This window comes from Caballeronia sp. GACF4 (assembly GCF_023631025.1).
Taxonomy (GTDB): domain Bacteria; phylum Pseudomonadota; class Gammaproteobacteria; order Burkholderiales; family Burkholderiaceae; genus Caballeronia.
The window spans coordinates 1-18744 of the sequence record NZ_JALQDW010000004.1 but is presented as its reverse complement, the minus strand read 5'-3'; the positions used below and the strand labels follow the sequence as shown (position 1 = coordinate 18744).

The 18744-nt window shown below is 61.6% G+C and carries 22 protein-coding genes; 10 read left to right on the top strand and 12 right to left on the bottom strand.

The genetic code is table 11. The annotated features are described in order from the left end of the window. Window positions 1-2: 2 nt before the first annotated feature. Window positions 3-1484, bottom strand: a complete 1482-nt coding sequence (locus NCR40_RS03990) for a sensor domain-containing diguanylate cyclase (RefSeq protein ID WP_250508778.1) — start codon at window positions 1482-1484, stop codon at window positions 3-5. A 317-nt stretch (window positions 1485-1801) separates the two neighbouring features. Between NCR40_RS03990 and NCR40_RS03985 the strand changes: the two genes are divergently transcribed. The 7 genes from NCR40_RS03985 to NCR40_RS03955 all read left to right on the top strand — a co-directional run bounded on the left by NCR40_RS03985 (window position 1802) and on the right by NCR40_RS03955 (window position 6652). Further along, window positions 1802-2305 carry a YbhB/YbcL family Raf kinase inhibitor-like protein gene (locus tag NCR40_RS03985; RefSeq protein ID WP_250463998.1) on the top strand — a complete coding sequence of 168 codons (504 nt, stop codon included), beginning with the start codon at window positions 1802-1804 and terminating at the stop codon, window positions 2303-2305. Window positions 2306-2380: 75 nt separating this feature from the next. Continuing rightward, on the top strand, window positions 2381-3748 hold the full coding sequence (locus tag NCR40_RS03980) for an MFS transporter (RefSeq protein WP_250463996.1): 1368 nt from the start codon (window positions 2381-2383) through the stop codon (window positions 3746-3748). 136 nt (window positions 3749-3884) lie between these two features. Next, window positions 3885-4436, top strand: a complete 552-nt coding sequence (locus tag NCR40_RS03975; protein ID WP_250508777.1) for a type 1 glutamine amidotransferase domain-containing protein — start codon at window positions 3885-3887, stop codon at window positions 4434-4436. Window positions 4437-4497: 61 nt separating this feature from the next. Next, the gene (locus NCR40_RS03970; RefSeq protein WP_250508776.1) at window positions 4498-5031 is read left to right on the top strand and encodes a DUF4142 domain-containing protein; all 534 of its coding nucleotides are present in this window, start codon (window positions 4498-4500) and stop codon (window positions 5029-5031) included. Between the two features lie 113 nt (window positions 5032-5144). Beyond that, window positions 5145-5432, top strand: a complete 288-nt coding sequence (locus tag NCR40_RS03965; protein WP_244827994.1) for a DUF1488 family protein — start codon at window positions 5145-5147, stop codon at window positions 5430-5432. An 83-nt stretch (window positions 5433-5515) separates the two neighbouring features. Continuing rightward, window positions 5516-6085 carry a glycine zipper 2TM domain-containing protein gene (locus NCR40_RS03960; RefSeq protein WP_244827463.1) on the top strand — a complete coding sequence of 190 codons (570 nt, stop codon included), beginning with the start codon at window positions 5516-5518 and terminating at the stop codon, window positions 6083-6085. 114 nt (window positions 6086-6199) lie between these two features. Continuing rightward, window positions 6200-6652 carry a PA2169 family four-helix-bundle protein gene (locus NCR40_RS03955; RefSeq protein WP_250508775.1) on the top strand — a complete coding sequence of 151 codons (453 nt, stop codon included), beginning with the start codon at window positions 6200-6202 and terminating at the stop codon, window positions 6650-6652. A 167-nt stretch (window positions 6653-6819) separates the two neighbouring features. Here NCR40_RS03955 and NCR40_RS03950 read toward each other — a convergent pair whose 3' ends face one another. Next, the gene (locus NCR40_RS03950) at window positions 6820-7035 is read right to left on the bottom strand and encodes a hypothetical protein (RefSeq protein ID WP_250463988.1); all 216 of its coding nucleotides are present in this window, start codon (window positions 7033-7035) and stop codon (window positions 6820-6822) included. Between the two features lie 313 nt (window positions 7036-7348). Beyond that, a complete protein-coding gene (locus NCR40_RS03945) occupies window positions 7349-7687 on the bottom strand; it encodes a BON domain-containing protein (protein WP_244827460.1) in 339 nt (112 codons plus the stop codon). Window positions 7688-8161: 474 nt separating this feature from the next. Here NCR40_RS03945 and NCR40_RS03940 point away from each other — a divergent pair, with 474 nt between their 5' ends. Continuing rightward, a complete protein-coding gene (locus NCR40_RS03940) occupies window positions 8162-9649 on the top strand; it encodes an RNA polymerase factor sigma-54 (RefSeq protein WP_244827459.1) in 1488 nt (495 codons plus the stop codon). 137 nt (window positions 9650-9786) lie between these two features. Here NCR40_RS03940 and NCR40_RS03935 read toward each other — a convergent pair whose 3' ends face one another. From NCR40_RS03935 to NCR40_RS03920, 4 genes are all read right to left on the bottom strand, one after another. Further along, entirely contained in the window at window positions 9787-10695 is a 909-nt protein-coding gene (locus tag NCR40_RS03935; protein WP_250508774.1) for a YihY/virulence factor BrkB family protein, read from the bottom strand. Between the two features lie 114 nt (window positions 10696-10809). Beyond that, window positions 10810-11160 carry a chemotaxis protein gene (locus NCR40_RS03930; RefSeq protein ID WP_244827457.1) on the bottom strand — a complete coding sequence of 117 codons (351 nt, stop codon included), beginning with the start codon at window positions 11158-11160 and terminating at the stop codon, window positions 10810-10812. A gap of 131 nt (window positions 11161-11291) precedes the next feature. Next, window positions 11292-12752, bottom strand: coding sequence for an alpha,alpha-trehalose-phosphate synthase (UDP-forming) (otsA, locus tag NCR40_RS03925; protein WP_250508773.1), 1461 nt, complete (start codon window positions 12750-12752; stop codon window positions 11292-11294). Between the two features lie 191 nt (window positions 12753-12943). Then, a complete protein-coding gene (locus tag NCR40_RS03920; protein WP_244827455.1) occupies window positions 12944-13180 on the bottom strand; it encodes a hypothetical protein in 237 nt (78 codons plus the stop codon). Window positions 13181-13182: 2 nt separating this feature from the next. On the opposite strand from NCR40_RS03920, the gene NCR40_RS03915 reads away from it, so the two are divergent. Beyond that, a complete protein-coding gene (locus NCR40_RS03915) occupies window positions 13183-13365 on the top strand; it encodes a hypothetical protein (protein ID WP_250508772.1) in 183 nt (60 codons plus the stop codon). A gap of 24 nt (window positions 13366-13389) precedes the next feature. Here NCR40_RS03915 and NCR40_RS03910 read toward each other — a convergent pair whose 3' ends face one another. The 5 genes from NCR40_RS03910 to NCR40_RS03890 form a co-directional block, all read right to left on the bottom strand. After that, window positions 13390-13596 (bottom strand): hypothetical protein, encoded by a 207-nt coding sequence (locus NCR40_RS03910; protein WP_244827453.1) that lies wholly within the window; start codon window positions 13594-13596, stop codon window positions 13390-13392. A 240-nt stretch (window positions 13597-13836) separates the two neighbouring features. After that, complete coding sequence (locus NCR40_RS03905) at window positions 13837-15243, bottom strand: sigma-54-dependent transcriptional regulator (RefSeq protein WP_244827452.1); 1407 nt, start codon at window positions 15241-15243, stop codon at window positions 13837-13839. Between the two features lie 381 nt (window positions 15244-15624). Next, window positions 15625-15861: a hypothetical protein gene (locus NCR40_RS03900; RefSeq protein ID WP_244827451.1), complete on the bottom strand. Its 237-nt coding sequence runs from the start codon at window positions 15859-15861 to the stop codon at window positions 15625-15627. Between the two features lie 84 nt (window positions 15862-15945). Beyond that, a complete protein-coding gene (locus NCR40_RS03895; protein ID WP_250508771.1) occupies window positions 15946-16263 on the bottom strand; it encodes an ElaB/YgaM/YqjD family protein in 318 nt (105 codons plus the stop codon). Window positions 16264-16318: 55 nt separating this feature from the next. Then, a complete protein-coding gene (locus tag NCR40_RS03890; RefSeq protein ID WP_250463982.1) occupies window positions 16319-16672 on the bottom strand; it encodes a hypothetical protein in 354 nt (117 codons plus the stop codon). Between the two features lie 600 nt (window positions 16673-17272). Between NCR40_RS03890 and NCR40_RS03885 the strand changes: the two genes are divergently transcribed. After that, window positions 17273-18343, top strand: coding sequence for a sigma-54 interaction domain-containing protein (locus NCR40_RS03885; RefSeq protein ID WP_244827448.1), 1071 nt, complete (start codon window positions 17273-17275; stop codon window positions 18341-18343). The last annotated feature ends 401 nt before the right edge of the window (window positions 18344-18744 follow it).

Sequence of the window (18744 nt, the reverse complement as noted above, 5' to 3'; positions counted from 1 at the left end):
CCCTATTTGCGTTGCGCGTTGGCGTAGTGCAGGCGCTTTTCGACATACATCGCGGCATCGGCGCGTTGCAGCATCGGCTCGATGCGCTCGCCTTCGTGCGCGGTCGCGGCGCCCATCGCGAAGCTGAGCGGCATGCCCGAGTAGAACTGATTGTTCACTTCGAGCAACTGGCGAATGCCGTCCATCAGCGCCTCGCCGCCGCGTTCGTCCGTGCCGGGCAGCAGCACCATGAATTCGTCGCCGCCTATCCGCGCCGCCTGGAACGGCTTCTCCACCGCCTTCGAGAGCACTTCGCCCGCGCGGCGCAGCAAGGCGTCGCCGGCCGCGTGGCCGAGCTGATCGTTGACGGTCTTGAGGCCATTCACATCGACCGCGATGGCCGTCACGGGGAACGGGCCCTTGCGCTCCAGCCGATTGATTTCATCGGCATAGAACGAGCGATTCTTGAGCTTGGTGAGCACGTCGTGCTTGCCGAGAAACTCCAGATACGCCTCGGCCTTCTTGCGCGCGGTGATGTCCGTGAGCGCGACGAGCACGAGATCCCAGCGCTTCTCGTGCCCCGGAAACACCGAAAATTGCAGGTGCACGTGCACCTCGTTGCCATCGAGCGAATAGTTCAGCACCTCGCGCTGATGAAAGAGCTTGTGCTCCCATAGCTCGATCAACTGCTCCTGAAAGTGCTGCTGCATGTCGTCGCGGAACACTTCCGGCAGACGCGCGAGCAAGGTCGCCTTGTCGGGCGCGGCGAACATGCGCAAGGTGTGCTGATTCACGTCGAGGACGTGAATCTCCTGCATGCATCGTTCGACGAATTCGGGGTGCACGCTCGTAAAGGTACGGAAGTCGACGATACCCCGTTCGCGTACATCGTCGAGCAAATCTTTCACTGAACTGAAGTCTTCCACCCACAGCGAAACCGGCGAATGCTCGAAAAGGCCGCGTGCATAAAGGCCGCTCGCCGCGGTCTGGCGGCGCATGGTTTCGAGTTCCGTGATGTCCTCGACGGTGACGAGCACACGGCTCCACGTATTCTCGTGCCCCGGCAAGATCGCGGCCTTGAGAAGCACGTCGAGACGCTTGCCGTCGAGCGTGTAGTTGACCGTCTGGCTTACGAAACGCGGTTCGCCGGACCAGAGTTGCTCCAGTTCGTCGATGTGCGTGGTCAGCATGTCGTCGCGAAACACGCGTTCGAGGTTTTGCACGAGATGATCGAGGTCTTTCGCGCCGAACAAGCCGAGCGTGCGCCGATTCACCTTCACCACCCGAATGCGTGAAGAGCATTCGACGATGCGCGCCGGGTCTTCTTCGAGGAACGCGCGCAAGTCGGTGACGCCCGCCGCGCGCCAGCGCTCGAACTGCTCGCGCACGGCGCTGAAGTCTTCGAGCCAGAGCGAGACCGGAGCGAGGTCGAACATGTCGGCATCGTCTTCCGGCACGCTCGCGGGTGTGAACTGTCCAGTGATTGGGCGCGGATCGTTTGGCATAAAAATCCCTTCGGCTCGCGTCGGAGCGCTATTCATCGCACGATTTATCTCAATATTGTAGCGCGCCGCTTTTACGTCCCATCCGCTGATAAGCGAGCAGATTCCGGGCGATTTTCCCGAATCGGGAGCGACGCCCGACTCAATTGAGGGGCGGATGCTACACTCGATCGAATAATGCGCCGCAAGTTCAACTCTCGATCGTAGGCATGCTTGCTGCAATCGGTTGCGTGCTGCCGTATTCAAGCGTGCATCGACACACGTCCGCGGACCCTTTCAGTCCGCCAACTCCCAACACCCGACAAGGAGGCATGACTCTCATGGCTGATTTCCGCATCTGGTCCGACGAATTTCCCGCCAACGGTTACTTGACGCGCGAGCACGAGTTCGATCAGCAGGCTTTCGGCGTCTCGGGCGACAACCTTTCCCCGGCACTGCAATGGGAAGACCCGCCCGCCGACACGCGAAGCCTCGCGCTTACCGTCTACGATCCCGACGCGCCCACCGGCAGCGGCTTCTGGCACTGGGTCGTGGTCAACATTCCCGCCGATGTCCGCTCGCTGCCGCGCAACGCGGGCAAGGCGGATGGCAGCCTCTTGCCAGCGGGCGCGCTGCAAATGCGCAACGACTACGGCACGGTTGGCTTCGGTGGCGCCGCGCCGCCGCGTGGCGACAAGCCGCATCGCTACATCTTCCGTATTCACGCGCTGAAGGCGGATCAACTGCCGCTCGACGCCAACGCGACCAATGCCGTTGCGCGCTTCATGACTCATCTCAACGAGATCGACTCGGCGACGTACACCGGTCTCTATCAGCTGAAATAAGCACCACGCTTCTTCTCCGGACGATGCGCGCATCGTCCGGCCGTTGAACGCGCCGCTCCTACCTCTCGCCTACCGATGGATTCCGAACAAGGTCTTCCCCTGCCGCAGCGTTATTGGGCCATCGCGGTGGTCGCGCTCGGCATTACGCTCGCGGTACTCGACGGCGCCATCGCCAACGTCGCGTTGCCGACCATCGCGCGCAATCTGCTGGCCTCGCCCGCGGATTCCATTTGGATCGTCAACGCGTATCAGCTCACCATCACCATCTCGCTTTTGCCGCTGGCTTCGCTCGGCGACCGTATCGGCTACCGTCGCGTGTATATGGCCGGCCTCGCGGTCTTCACTGTCTCGTCGCTGGCCTGCGCGATGTCCGGTTCGCTGCTCACGCTGACGCTAGCGCGAATCGTGCAGGGATTCGGCGCGGCGGGAATCATGAGCGTGAACACCGCGATCGTGCGCATGATCTATCCGCAAAAGCATCTGGGGCGCGGCATCAGCATCAATGCAACCGTGGTCGCGATTTCATCGGTGATCGGTCCGACGGTCGCCTCGGGCGTGCTCTCGGTCGCCACCTGGCCGTGGCTCTTTGCCATCAACGTGCCGATAGGACTCGTGGCGCTTGCCATCGGCACGAAGGCGCTGCCGCGCATGGACGGGCATCGCCGGCCTTACGACTACATCAGCGCGCTGATGAACGCGCTTTTCTTCGGGCTTGCCATCGTCGCGGTCGACGGGCTCGGGCACGGCGAGCATCGGCCGTATGTGATCGGCGAGTTCATCGTGACGGCGGTCATCGGCTACTTTTTCGTGCGCCGGCAATTGCGTCAAAGCGCGCCGCTTTTGCCCGTCGATCTGTTGCGCATTCCGGTGTTCGCACTATCGATTGGCGCGTCGGTGTGCTCGTTCTGCGCGCAGATGCTGGCGTTCGTGTCGCTGCCTTTTCTGCTGCAGAACGGCTTCGGCATGAGTCAGGTCGAAACTGGCTTCCTGATGACGCCGTGGCCGCTCGTGATCGTGTTCGTCGCGCCGCTCGCGGGCGTGCTCGCGGATCGTTATCCCGCTGGTCTGCTGGGCGGCATCGGGCTGGCGGTTCTAACCGTGGGTCTTGCGCTGCTCGCCACGACAGGCCCGCATCCAGATGCGTTCGATATCGGCTGGCGCATGGCTGTCTGTGGGCTTGGCTTCGGGCTGTTCCAGTCTCCGAACAACCGACAAATCATTTCTTCCGCGCCACGGCATCGCAGCGGCGGCGCGAGCGGCATGCTCGGCACGGCGCGGCTAACGGGGCAGACACTCGGCGCGGCTATCGTCGCGTTGATCTTTGGCGTCGAGCCGCAGCACGGGCCGCTGATCGCGCTTGGCGTAGGCGCTGGTTTCGCGGCGACGGCGGCTTTGGTTAGTCTTTTGCGGCTGACGGGGAAGCGTAGCGTCGAGACCGTTTGATGGTTCGGCTTTAGCCATGGTTTGGCCGATCACCGACGCGTCCCAGCCCCCACTTGGGCACACCCCTTGCTCCTTTTCGAATCAGGTATCCGCCTCTTGCGGTGCATCAAAATTCGAGCAATGAAGGAGTGAAGCAATGGCAATTTCCCTTGACGGTTACAGGGTCGCGATTCTTGCATTGGACGGCTTCGAGCAAGCCGAACTAATCGAGCCGCAGCGCGCGCTCAAGGAAGCTGGCGCGCAGGTCGATGTCATTTCTCAAAAGCCCGGACAGATCCAGGGCTTCAAACACGTCGACAAAGGCGACAAGGTCGATGTGGACCAAACCTTCGACGCCGCCAACGCTTCCGATTACGACGCCGTCGTGCTGCCGGGCGGCGTGGTCAACGGCGACGCCATCCGCCTGGACGCCAAGGCGCAAAGCTTCGTGAAGGAAGCGGATCAGGCGAAGAAGCCCATCGCCGTGATCTGCCATGGCGGCTGGCTACCGATCTCGGCGGGCTTCATTGCAGGCCGCACGATGACGAGCTGGCCGAGCCTGCAGGACGACATTCGCAACGCGGGCGGCACTTGGGTCGATCAGGAAGTACAGATCGACGGCAATCTCATCACGAGCCGCAAGCCCGACGACATTCCCGCTTTCAACAAGGCACTGATCGACGCGCTCGGCAAGACGCGCGCCGCCTGAACAAGAAGCGACGGGGCCACCGTATTCAACAAGAATCAACGACCAAAACGGAGTCGAGCCGATGATGCCGCGACCGTTGTTCGCAGGCTGTGCAAGTGCGATAACGCTGGCCGTTGCCTGCGCTGCTCACGCGCAGACCGGTGACGCCGCAAGCGCCAAGCTGTCGAGCGTCGACCAGCAGTTCGTGCAAGACGCCGGCACCGCGGGCGCGACCGAAATCGCGGCCAGCAAGCTCGCGCTCACGCATGCAAGCGGCAAGCAGGTAAAGGACTTTGCACAGCGAATGATCGCGGATCATACGAAGCTCGCGCACAGCCTGGATGGAATCGCAAAACACCACGGCATGAGCGAGCCACCGAGCGCGGATTCGTCGGTGATCGGCAGCTTGCAAAATCTTCAGGGCGATGCATTCGACGATGCCTATATCCAAAAAGTAGCCGTCGATGGGCATCGCAGGGCCATGGAGTTGTTCAAGCAAGAAAGCGAGCAAGGCAATGACGCCGCGTTGAAGGCAGTCGCGGCGAAGGCGTTGCCCGTTATCGGCCATCACTACGCCATGGCGCAACAACTGGCGAAGGCAAAGGCGGCGTCATGAGCGTCTTTCAATTCATGGAAGTCATCGATGTATCCGACAGCCCTGCAACACGGCTGACCCGCGCCGTAGCGGACCCGCACGCAAGACATCGTCCGGCCTATGAGGATTCGACCATGCATATCACCTTTGCAGACGAAAAACCCGTGTTCGATGGCGACGACCTCGCCCTTCACTTCACCGCGCTCGTCGACTCCGAACCCGTCGTGTGCTCGATCAGCGCCGAAGCGCTGGAAGATCATTTCGGCGCTCCATCCGCGCGCGAGGACGATCTGCTTCCCGCATTCGAGCGCGGCGAGGCGCGCATTCGCGCGGTATGCGCCGAAGTGCTCGATGACAACGGCGGCGTGCCCGTCGTGCTGCGCAGCGGCTTGTTCCGCGTCGCGGGACTCGAACCGGATTGAGCAGGACTTACATCGTTAATCCTTTGTCCCGCGAGCGCACGCGCCCGGGCCGAACCACGCAACACTGAAAAGAAGGAGGGAATATGTCCCTGATCATCGCGGGTCGCTTCCAGACTTTTCCCGCTGCCGAAGCCGCGGCGCAGCGCCTCTTCGAACGCGGCTTCATCGAAGAAGACGTCACCCTGTTCTTCGTGAATCCGGGCGGTCAACATGCGCGGCATCCGCTGGGTGGCGATGTCGGCACCGACGTTGGCGCGCGCTCCTCGCCCAAGGGCGCAGGTAAAGGCGTGACCATCGGTGCGGTCGTGGGCGCTATCGTCGGCGCGGCGCTCTTCGCCATCTTCAAGGCGCCGCTGATCGTCTCGGCCATTGCAGCGGGTGTCGGCGCTTACGTTGGCTCGCTGGCGGGCGCGATGTCGCATACCAAGACCAAGGAATCGGCTCACACCGAAGCGGCGCCGCGTCATGCGGGCGTGCTGGTCGCGGTGCATGTGTCGCCGGAGAATTCGAACGATGCCGCCACCATCTTGCGCGATGCAGGCGGCGTCGATGTCGAACGCGCGTCGGGCCGCTGGCAGCAAGGCAAGTGGAGCGACTTCGATCCGTCCAAGCCGCCGAAGCCGGTGGAAAAGTTTGCGGAACATCGTGCCTGAAGCGAATGACTGCGGAAAGCGGTCTGCCGGGCACGCCGCGTGCGTCTACTCGTACCAGAGCCAACGTGCCGGATGTTGCACGATGGCAAGATCCAAACTAATAGGAGGTGTCATATGAGCACGAATGTCGTATCGGTACTCAACGATCTCATCGAGACGTCGAAGGACGGCGAAAAGGGTTTCCTCAAGGCCGCCGAAGAGACGCGTGACGCAAGCCTCAAGCTGCTATTCCAGGACCGCGCGCAAGCCTGCACGACCGGCGCACGCGAGTTGCAGGAAATCGTTCAGCGTCTGGGCGGCACGCCGGAAACGGGCGGCTCGGTTGCAGGCGCGCTGCATCGCGGCTGGGTCGATGTCAAATCGGCCGTCACCGGTCACGGCGAGCACGCGATTCTCGCCGAATGCGAGCGCGGTGAAGATTCCGCCAAGAAGAACTATCGCGAAGCACTCGACAAGGATCTGCCCGCCGATGTGCGTGCCGTGGTCGAACGCCAGTATCAGGGCGTGCTCGAGAACCACGACCGTATCCGCGATCTGCGCGATCAGTACGCCGCAGCGAAGTCCTGATTCGGTTTAGCGTCGAAGCCGCGAGGTTGGCGGCTCGTGATGCGACAGTCGCCGCGCCAAGTGCGCGGCGATTTTTTATTGCGGCGCGCATGCATGGAAGCGAAAGCTCAAAGAGAAACGGCCGCTTGCGCGGCCGTTTCAGTGAAGCAGCAGGCAACGACGAAGGCTTAGTGCGGCTGACCCTTATCGTTCGTCCCGAGCGCGGAAGCCGCAGCGGCCGCCGATGCGCCCTTCAGTTTGTGCGCCTTGTCTTGCTGATGCAGATACGTGCCTTTCTGCTTTTTCGCCGGAGCGGCAGCGGCGTCGGAAGCCGCTTGCGCGAATGCCGTCGTCGAGAATGCGAGTGCCAGCGCGCCAATCAAGGCCATCTTTTTCGTCTTCATAAGAGCTCCATTTGCCGTGGCCCTTGGATGCATCGCGAAGGAAGCATTCGCGGGCCGGCTTTGCGTAACGTCCTCGAACGGACGTACTTCGTTTTAAGGTAGCAAAGATGCTGCGAGGGTATTGCGTGTCATGTCTGTCTGCGACTTTCGCATGGCCGCGCGCACGTTCTCCACGCTGCTCATGCAAGAACCCGCGCTAGAAGCCTGGCTTCATCGTTCAAGAGAGCGATTCGCCAAACTTCCGCGCGGGTTCCGATACTGCGACTGCTACACCGCGACCCGCCGTGACGAGCCGGGCATACGCACTATGCCATTAGTTGGCAGCGATTTTAAGATGGTTTTTCACGGAAGCAACACCGGAAACCTGCTTAACGGTTTCTTCGGCGGCGGTCTTGTCTTCCGCCGACGGCACCGTGCCGGTCAGCGAGACGACGCCGGCGCGCGTCTTGACGTGAATATGCGTCGACTTGACGTTCTTCGCTTGCAGCAGTTCGGCCTTGACCTTGGTCGTCACTGCGCTGTCATCGACCTTTTGGCCAACGGACGTGTCCGTCGAACCCGAGTTCGTCGTCGTGGTCTGCGCGTTCACGTTCAGCGCGAACACGACGCATGCGATACCGCCAGCAGCTTTGAGGAATTGAGTCGTCTTCATGGCAATACTCCATTTTTTCGATTTTCGATACTGCGCGTCCGCGGCTTTGAGCCTGTTTGCGGAACGCCCCGTGGGTGCTGCTTTTAGTGATGCTCGATCACGTTCGCCGCGTGTTGCACGAATCGTGTCCCCCCTACCGCAACTTGCGTGCCGTGCCCCGTCAAAAGTGCTTAGTGGGTCTCCGCACGCAGCAAAAAAGCCCGACGAATCAACGGGCTTGGCGCTTCTCGAAGTCGTCCTCGGCGAGCGCGGCATCGACCGCTCAAGTCCGATCCATAAGCTCGGGAGGGCGCGGCGCTTTTGTCTGAGTGCGTGTAAAAAGTGCGCGAAAGCATCGCTTCGCCAAGTGAAAACAAGCCGTGGACAAAGATCGAAACGTAGATGCAGCAGGCATCCGATGCGCATTGGCATAACCATTGCTTAAGTCCTCGTCACGAACACCTCTCAGTCCAGAATAACGAGGATTAGCAAGCAATGCCGCCTACACTCGAACTTCGCACCAAGCAAAGCCTCGCACTCACCCCGCGCCTTCAGCAGTCGGTACGCCTGCTGCAGTTGTCGTCGCTGGAGTTCCAACAGGAGTTGCGTAACGCGCTGGACACGAATCCGTTTCTCGAATACGACGAGTCGCAAACCGAAGACAACGCCCTTTCCGCCGACAACGGCAATTCGATGAGCGACTCGCCGCTCTCGAATTCGTCCGACAATGCGACCGAAGCGCCGATGGCCTCAGAAAGCAGCATGGACAGCGACTCCGGCGGCGACAACAATTCGCGCGACGACTCCATGAGCGACTACTCGTCCGATCCGTTCGGCCGCAGTTCGACGCGCAATAGCGGCGACGGCGAAGGTTCCGATCCCGCCGACTGGGTACGCATCGAGCCGTCGCTGCATGAGACCTTGCACGATACGCTGCGCCTCTATCAACTCAGCCAGCGCGACCGCGCGATTGCCCAGCTCATCATCGAAGCATTGGATGACGACGGCTATCTGCGTCAGGAACTGAGCGAACTCGCCGATGTGGTCGATATCGAACCGGCGCTGACCGAAGACGAACTCACTATCGCACTCAAGCTCGTGCAGTCGCTCGACAAGCCGGGCGTCGGTGCGCGCAACCTCTCGGAATGCCTGACCCTGCAGCTCGATGCGATGCCCGAAGGCACGCCGGGCCGCGCCGTCGCACGCGAGATCGTGGGACATCATCTGGAACGACTTGCACGTCGCGAGCAGGCCGAACTGCAAAAGAAGATCGGCTGCAGCGCGGAAGAACTGCGTATAGCGTGTGCGCTGGTGCGTCGTCTCGACCCGAAGCCGGGCGAGAACTACGGCGCGAGCGAAGACAACTACGTGGTGCCGGACGTCATCGTACGTCAGGTCAAGAAAAGCTGGGTCGTCACGATCAATCCGGCGGTGTTGCCGCGCGCGCGCATCCACCGCATGTACGCGGAATTGTTCGCGCAGTCCGCTGGCGCAAGCCGTTCGCCGCTCGCGCAACAGTTGCAGGAAGCGCGCTGGCTGATCCGCAACGCGCAGCAGCGCTTCACGACGATTCAACGCGTGGCCGAATGTATCGTCTCGCATCAAAAGGCGTTCTTCGATTACGGCGAAATCGCGCTCAAGCCGCTCGTCCTGCGCGATGTCGCCGACGAGCTCGGCCTGCACGAATCGACCATCTCGCGCGCCACGGGCAACAAGTACATGTCGACGCCGCGCGGCATCTTCGAATTCAAACACTTCTTCCCGCGCGAACTCAGCACGGAAAGCGGCGGTACATGCTCGGCTGCCGCCGTACGCGCGCTGCTCAAGGAGATGATCTCGAAGGAAAACTCGCGCGACCCGCTATCGGACGTGAGCCTTGCCAAGATGCTCGCGGATCAGGGCGTGATCGTCGCGCGCCGCACGGTGGCGAAATATCGTCATCTGATGAAGGTGCCGCCCGCCGAGCTGCGCCGCCAAGCCTGAACGCACGCAAATTTCACGCGCTGACGCATTGGGCGACGACCCGGTCAAGAGAGTCGCCTCGTAGCCTCAGCATGCAGCCGCCCTTTCAACGGGCGGTTTTTTTATGCGCGGCCGAATCGCCGCGTTTAGTCGACGCGCTAACGCCAGCCTGCTTCCCGATGCGTGCGCCTGCGTGCCGCCGTTGCCGCCAGCTCCGCGCCGAGCAGAAACACCGCCGCCGAGTAGTAGAGCCACATGAGGATGATCGCGAGCGACCCCGCCGCGCCGAACATGTTCGCCGTGCCCGCATGCGCGAGATAAAACGCAAACAGTCGCTTGCCCGCCTCGAACAACATGGCCGCCGCGGTTGCGCCTAACGCGGCGTCGCGCCACATCATGCGCGTGGTCGGCAAGAACTTGAGCAGAAGCGTGAACGCGAGCGTGAGCATGCCGAGTGAAATCGCGCGCTGCGTGACGCTCGACAGAATGATGAACGGATTGCCGTCGCCGAAAGCCCAATGGCCGAGCACTTCGACGAGCGCATCGAGCACGAGCAACGCAACCACCAGCAAGCCGGAGCCGACGACCAGGCCGAAGGACATCAGCCGAACGCGCAGCAGCGAGACGATGCTTTCCTTCGCGCTCACAATAGGCGTGGGCCAGATCACGTTCAGCGCGCTATGCAGCGATGAAAACGTCGCCGACGCGCCGATCAGCACGCCGCCCGCCGAAAGCAGCGCCGTGCTGCGCGCGATATCGGCGTGCCACGCGTTGGCGACGATGGCTTCGAGCGCGTGCGCCGCATCGGGGCCGACCACGCCGCTGATTTCATCGAAGAGTCTGCCTTGCACGGCATCCGCGCCGAAGAAAACGCTCGCGACCGCGATGACGATGACGAGCGTCGGCGCCAGCGAGAACGCCGCGAAAAACGAAATCGATGCGGAGAACATCAGGCAATGGTCCTGAATCCATTGCCTGACGGGATCGACGAACCACGCAACCCAGCCGAAACGCGACGTGCGGCCGACAGCGACAGGCGTGGAAGAGGTCGGAACTTCTCGGGTCATCGGCGTGAGCTTGGCGGTTATCAATCGCCGATGTTAACGCCGCTTCGAAAGACGTGCGTAAAACGGCGCGCCGCAAGTGCAACGCGGCACGCCGTATCGATCGTTAATGCGTGCTCAGACCTTGTCTTCATCGTCCGCGGGGTCGGCGTCTTCGTCGAGCAGGCCGCGCGTTTCGTCCTCGATGTCGTCCGGCAGAATGTCCGCGTCCGGTTCGAGATTGTGGTCGCCATCGGCGGATGCTGCCTCGCCCGTGCCGTAGCGGTCGGTATCGCTCGCGAGTTCGGCTTTGGACTGGCCGAGCGCGTGGGCATCGAGTTCGTCTTCGATGTCGCCCGGATGACGCATTTCGCCCTGCACGTCGGAACCGCTATCCGAGGAATCGCTCGGACCTAACGCACCTGTGCCGTGCCCCTTGCCAACTTCGATCTCGCCTTCTTCATTGGGATTCAGAGTGCTTCCGCTCATCGTGACCTCCTTCGTTTCGTGTCGAAGGTTGAAGCGCAAGGAGCGTTCCGCGCAAGCCTTGCGGCGTCGAATGGCGCGCACAAATAAAAACCCCGCGCCGTGTAGAGGCGCGGGGTTTTCTGGTTACACGTTCAAGCCTTGGCGGAAGGCCGTCTTGCCTGCGTCGATGTACTCGCGCCCTGGCGCACCGTCTTGACGGTCTGCTCGGTGACGGAAGTCGCGGTTGCGACGCTGCGCAGATCCGACAGGAACGAATCGCGCCACACGGACAGATTGTTCTCGCGCAGCGGCGCCATCATGTCGGCGTGACGCGCCTGGCGTTCGGCGAGCGGCATCGACAACGCACGTTCGAGCGCCTCGGACATCTGCGACAGATCGAACGGATTGACGACGAGCGCGCCCGGCAGTTGATCCGCCGCGCCGGCGAATTGCGACAGCACGAGCGCGCCCGGATCGGCCGGGTCTTGCGACGCGACATATTCCTTCGCCACGAGATTCATTCCGTCACGCAGCGGCGTGACATATCCAACCTGCGAAAGCCTGAAAAGCGCCATCAGCAGATTGCGTTCGTATTTGCGGTTGAGATATTGAATCGGCGTCCAGTCGAGTTGCGCAAAACGGCCATTGATACGCCCCGCTTCGCCTTCCAGGTTCTGGCGAATGCGCTGATACGTCTGCACGTCCGAGCGCGTCGGCGGCGCGATCTGCACGAGCGAAACGCGGCCATGCCAGCCCGGCGCGTTGAGCAACAGGCGCTCGAAAGCCTGGAAGCGCTCGACGAGGCCCTTCGAATAATCCAGCCGATCGACGCTCATGATGAGCTTGCGGCCACGCATGCTGTCGCGCAGGCTCTTGACCTGCTTGCGGTTGGAGAACTGATCCGCTGCCTTGGCGATGGCGTCCGGATAGATGCCGATCGGATACGCGCCCACTTTCAGCATGCGGCCAAACGCCTGCAACATGCCGTCTTCGCTCAGATGACCCCGTCCGCTACGTTCGACGTAATCGGTGAAGGACTGCTTGTCGGCATCGGTCTGAAAGCCCACGACGTCGTACTGACACATGCCGGCAATCAGTTCCTCGTGCGGTGGCACGGTCCGCATTACTTCCGGCACCGGAAACGGAATATGCAGGAAGAAGCCAATTGGATTCTGGATGCCGATCTTGCGGCACTCCTGCGCGAACGGCAGCAAGTGATAGTCGTGTACCCAGATGATGTCATCCGGCTTGATGAGCGTCTTGAGCTTCGCGGCGAGTCCCGCGTTCACGCGCATGTAGCCCGCGTATTCCTCGCGATCGAAGCGCGACAGGTCGTTGCGGTAGTGGAAAGTCGGCCACAGCGTGGCGTTCGAAAAACCACGGTAATACTGGTCGTAATCGCGGCGCGTCAGGCCGACGGTGGAATACGTCACATTGCCGTTTTTCTCGATGACAGGGTCAGCCGCTTCACCGACGATCTCGCCGCTCCAACCGAACCATACGCCGCCCGTCTCCTTGAGCGCATCCAGAACGCCGATAGCAAGACCGCCCGCGCTGGGCTTGCCTTCCTGGATCGGCGCGACGCGATTCGAAACCACGATCAATCTGCTCATTACAGCATCACCTCTCAGTTGTCGTTGCTTGCTCGAATTGGCGGCTGAAGATATGCAAGAGCCGTGCCTTTTTGAGACACGGGCAGGATGAAAATTCGTATCCAAGTGTTACGAACGAAATCGGACACGCGGTAAGCCGTCGCCGCGTAGAAGTTTTTGCTCTTTCGTCGAAGGAAACGAAGGCGGTGAAATCAGGAATCCTGCTCCGAACCCAGGTCGCGCTGATAATCGATTCCCTCGCGGCGCACGCCGCCCTGATTGTGCTCGCCGTCGGGCGGAGCGTCAGGTGCGGGGCGGTTCTGGCTGGCGGGATCGTGTTCGATCGGCGGTGCCGGCGCGGCTTCGCCACCCGCGGTTTTAGCCGCCTCGGCGCGTGCTTCACGCTTGGAAGAGTGACGCGCGGAGCGTCGGAGTGCGGGATGCCTCATCAATGCCTCCAGAGAAGAAGGCCGTCGAAAATGACGTCGGCGGCGTCGGACCGATCTTGTCGCAATGCGTCTTTATTAGAAAAATCGACCGGACACTGCTTGCAGCGCCGGTCATTGTTGCTCGCTACGTTGTAATCCCTACCTTCGAGATGGAAACTTATTCAAAGCCTGCACAGATTCAGTGAATGGTCGAAAGTCCGCCAATTCCGTTATTGCACGTGCGGCGCTTCGTTCGGTCCGGGCGGCGGGTCGCCGATGGGCTGCATCGGTTGTTCGGGCGGCTCGCGAGTCGGATCGGGATTCGTGTCGGGCGGGATCGGCGTAGGCGGCGGCTGATCGGGCGGCGTCACGGGCGGGTCCGGCGGCTGGGGCGTCTGCGCGCTGATTCGAGCGCTATCGGATGCGAAATCGGGCATGTCAGGCTCCTTGCGGTCTTGTGATCGTAATCGCCGCATCCACGCTCCGTTTTCTTGCGGTTTCCCGCGCGTGGATGGCAGTCAAAGGTCAGCAAGGCCTATGCCCTTGTTTCTTCCAATTTACGCCTACCTCGCGCCAGGACTCCGCTTCATTATCGGCGCTGAATCCGCATGCGACAAATAAAAAAGCCCGCGCTTTTGCAAGCAGCGGGCAATGTTTTGTCTAAAGATAAGCGACGTTCAGGTATTTTCGCTATCCGCGTCAGAAAGGTCTCCGCCTTCTCCGACGGCTGCCTTGCCAGCGGCATCCTCGCCGTATTCGACGAGCCGGTTGTACAGCGTCTTCAGGCTGATGCCGAGAATTTCCGCCGCCCGCGTCTTCACGCCGCCGCATTGTTCGAGCGTCGCGAGGATGAGCTGCCGATCAGCCTGCGCGAGCGACGTGCCGAAGGGAATCGTCACGGCCGTGCCCGCCGAAGGACGCGAAAGTGAAATCTGCAGCGGCACGGTGGCCGTGCTATCCGAATCCGTACCCGACATGATGTACGCGCGCTGCACGTAGTTCTTCAACTCGCGCACGTTGCCGGGCCAGTTGTAGGACGCGAGCATTTCACGCACGGCGGCGGGAAACACCTTCTTCGTGTTGTAACGCGAGTTGAGTTCGTCGAGGAACGCCTGCCCGAGCAATTCGACGTCCGTGCCGCGTTCGCGCAGCGGCGGCAGGTTGATCGGAAACACGTTCAGGCGGTGATACAGGTCGAGCCGCAGTTTGCCTTCGAGCACAGCCTGCTCGGGATCGCGATTGGTCGCGGCAATCAGGCGCACGTCCGTTTCGAGTTCCTTTGTGGTCCCGACGCGCATGAACATGCCGGTTTCGAGCACGCGCAACAGCTTCACCTGAAGCTCGATAGGCATCTCGGTGATTTCGTCGAGGAACAGCGTGCCGCCGTTCGCGCGCTCGAAATAACCCTTGTGCTGCCGGTCCGCGCCCGTGAACGAGCCGCGTTCATGGCCGAACATTTCGGATTCGATCAGGTTCGGCGAAATGGCGCCGCAATTCACCGCGATGAACGCGTGCTTGCGTCGCAGGCTCAGCTCGTGCAGCGTCTGCGCGGCGACTTCCTTGCCGGTGCCGGACTCGCCGATCAGCAGTACGGACGCTGCCGTCGGTGCCACGCGGCCGATCTGATCGTAGACCGTCTGCATGGCCGGCGAATTGCCGAGCATCAGCCCGAAGCGGCCCATGCGGCGCAACTCGCCACGCAAGGTGCCGATTTCCGCTTTCAGGTCGCCGGCGCGCGGCAGGCGCGAAAGGATCGCCTTCACGCGCTGCATGTTGATGGGTTTGACCAGATAATCCGCCGCACCCATCTTGAGTGCGCTGACCGCGGACTCGACGGTCGCATGGCCGGTAATGACGATGAACTCGACGCCCGAGCGCGGGTCCAGATCCTCGAACAGATCGACGCCGGTGCCGTCGGGCAGCTTGAGGTCGGTAAACACGACGTCCGGCGTCTGCCGCACGAGCTGGATGCGCGCCTCGCGCAAGTCGCCTGCCGTGGCTGTCGTCAGTCCGTCTTCGCCGATGATCGCGGCTAGCGCCTCGCGGGTACTGGGATCGTCATCGACAATCAATACATGTGGCATTGCGTCTCGATATTTCCAAAGCGTTTTCAGGGTCACACGCCAGGTGCGGCGTGGTCTTCTCCGGGCGATGACACGGTGGACTGCCCGGGCCGGTGCGGCTTTCGGTCATGCGCCCGTTGTGGCTCGAGCTTGAAGTGCATGACGCAAAAAGCGCGAGAAATAGAATAATTTCCGATGCGCTGTACGCTTGGGTCTCTCAGCCGTAAGTTTTTCCATTTAGGCAACTTATGGCGGATATTCGTTGATTATAAAGGTTTATCGACATAAAAACGCACGCCGGTCGGGCGTGCGTGGAGTTCGTTCGAGCGCGGCGGTGATGAAAGCGCCTTCCAGCAGTACTCCGTCGCTCGCAACGGAACGACGGTTGTGGACTACTGCGCGTCAGCTTCGCGGGAAATTCCAGGCGTCTGCCGTGCCGCCTACGCCGTGACCATTCACCTCATGCGGCGCGGGCAAGCGACTCGACGGCGTCAGCACCTTGCCGCCCTCGTCTTCCCAACGGTGCAGATCGCGGGCCGTGCGACGTGTGGCGGCATCGCGCGATTGCGCCCATTTCCATGCAAGCACGCTGCCCACCGCGAACAGCGCCCCGAAAATTCCGATTGAAGGACGTGCCATCTCGTTTTCTCCCTTGATTATCTAAATCGCTGTTTGTGCCTTGATTTCGCCGATGCGCGCTCTTGACTACCCAGCGCGCTTCGATCAGCGGACAACCAGAAGCCCGATGAGAAAGCCCGCGCCCGCCGCGATACCCAGCGATTGCCACGGATTTTCACGCACATATTTTTCGGTGCACTCGACGCTGGTCTTGTAACGCGTCTGCGCGCTCGCTTGCGCGTCTTCGAGCGCGGAGCGCGCCGAATCGACGTGATCGCGAAGGCGCGTGCGCAAGGCATCGACGCCCTCGCCCGGCAGCGACGCTGAGAGCCGCAACAACTCTTCCGAGTCGTTGAGCAGCACCTTGATGTCTTCGATAATTTTCTGCTTGCCCAACGCAAGCTGGACAGTCGTCTCAGTCATGAAATCAGGTCCTTGCCTTAGAAATGTGGGGGTGAAGTCTGAAGCTTTGCTTGTCTCAATGCGTTTCAGCGCCCGCGAGCGCCTTGGCCACACCGTGCATCGTGAAACGCATGCGCAGATTGCGCAGGACGCCGCCGGCCATCAACGCGACGCCAAGCACGCCGAACACGGCGCTCGTGACGTTCGCCGCACGCGAAAGTGCAGGCGTGCCCGCCGCGTAACCGAGCACGGCACACATGAGCGCGGTCACCAGCGCGACCAGAGCCCAATGGTAAATGTCGATCGGCTCGCGCACCGCGAGTTCCTGTCCGCCGCGCGTCGGCCGCACGGGCTTGCTGGCGTTGCCACCGAAGTTGCCGACCATATTCCCGTCGCGCGTGGCGGTGTCGAAGTCGAGCGTATCGTCCATGATGCGTGTTACCTCTCTCGCTGCCGTCCGCTCGCAGTTGCGATGCACACCGACCGCTTGTTGCGAGCTTGTTCGAATAAGGATGACTCCGTCCTTGCAGCTTTCATGCCAGCCATCTGTGACGACGTCCAGGAAATGTTCTGCCCGAAGTGGTCCGCGCAAGCCATCACGAAACCGGGTAAGTATTACGCTGTGGACGTGTAAATTCCCCGAGAGAAGCGAGAACCTTGCCGGAAGTCACGCGACGCACATGTGCCAATCAGACAAATTGGGCGATGCCGAACGCCGCACGTTGCCGCAAAGTCGTTGCGAATGGTTAAATAGCGTTTATGAGATGGACTTGTCCGTCTACGGAAAACATCGACCCGCCTGACGAGCGATCGTACGAATGGATCGCGAGCTTGCTTGCCGTCAAATCAAGCGACGTGTTGCTGCCAGGAAACGCCCGAAACTGGCGGCATCGAGCCGAAACTCAGCTAACGCGGCCGGTTCGCATGCTTGGCGCCGGTCTCGCGCATCGACATGCGCCACCACGCTTGACCGATGCCTGGCCGCCATCCGCTCAACCATATTGGCAGAACTCAGGACATATCAGCACACATGGCGACAACCGATCTGGACCCGCCCATCGCCGTCGGCGATACAGCCGCGCAGAAAAAGCGCAATGCGGGGGAAGTGCCGGGCTTGAGATCGTACGGACTGCTGTACGGCTCATCACCCGTGATGCAGGAGTTGTACACGCAGATCGAACGCGTCGCCGGCACCGATGCGACCGCGCTCATCATCGGCGAGTCGGGCACCGGCAAGGAGCTCGTCGCGCGGACCATCCACGATAAAAGCGCGCGCAAGGACGCACCGTTCATTGCCGTGAATTGCGGCGCGATTCCCGACAACCTCATCGAAGCGGAACTCTTCGGTCACGAAAAAGGCAGTTTCACGGGCGCGGTATCGGGACGTATCGGCTACTTCGAACACGCGAATGGCGGCACGCTTTTTCTCGACGAAGTGACGGAGATGTCGCCCGTGCGGCAGGTGAAGCTCTTGCGCGCGCTCGAAACCGGCACGTTCTTTCGGGTCGGCGGCAACGATCTCATTAGCTCCGACGTTCGAGTGATCGCCGCGACCAACCGCGATCCGATTGCCGCCGTGAAGGAAAACGGCTTGCGCGAGGACTTGATGTACCGGCTCGCCGTGTTTCCGCTGCGCGCGCCGCCTTTGCGCGAACGCGATTCGGACCGCGAACTGCTCGCCCAGCATTTTCTGTCCGAAATGAACGCGCAGGAGGGCACGAGCAAGGCCTTCAGCAAGCGCGCGCTCGACGTGCTGCGCACCTACTCGTGGCCGGGCAACGTGCGCGAACTCAAGAACACGGTGTATCGCGCGTTCATTCTCGCGGAGAAGACGGTGGAGATCGCGCATCCGCATCTGGCATCGCGCGTGAAGAAGCCCGTCACTCAGGGCGATGCGATGAACGTCTGGGTCGGCACGCCGCTCGCGGATGCGCAGAAGCAGATCATCCTCGGCACGCTCAAGCATTGCGGCGGCGACAAGCGTCGTGCGGCGAAAGCGCTGGGCGTGAGTCTCAAGACGCTCTACAACCGCCTTGGCGCCTATGAAAACGAGGACACCGAATCAGGCGAAGCCCCTTCCGGCGGCAGCAACGAAAGTTGAGCGTCCGTTGGTCACGGACGAACAAAAGGCGAGTGCGTGAAAGCGTTCTCGCCTTTTTTATGGGGCGTTGAGCAACGCGTTCCCGCTGCTTGCAATTTCTTGCAATTTTCTCGAACCGGTAATTAGAAGCATGCTTCAAAATGCGCGAAGCTCGCGACATGCACGTGTCGCGCATTCTTACGTGGCGGAGCTCTCGCGGCGATTCCTCAAGGAGATTCGCAGCCTGGCTCACGGCGCCTGGGCAGACGAAGGAAACCAGCAACATGCAGATCAGGGTTGAATGGCGGGGGGCGCGGGGCGGCCCGCGTGCCGCGCTCGTGGGGGGGGGTTTTGGCTGGGTGGGGGTGTGGGGGTGCTATTACCTCTATTTCGAAGGGGCGGCGGGTGGGGCCGGGTTCGCG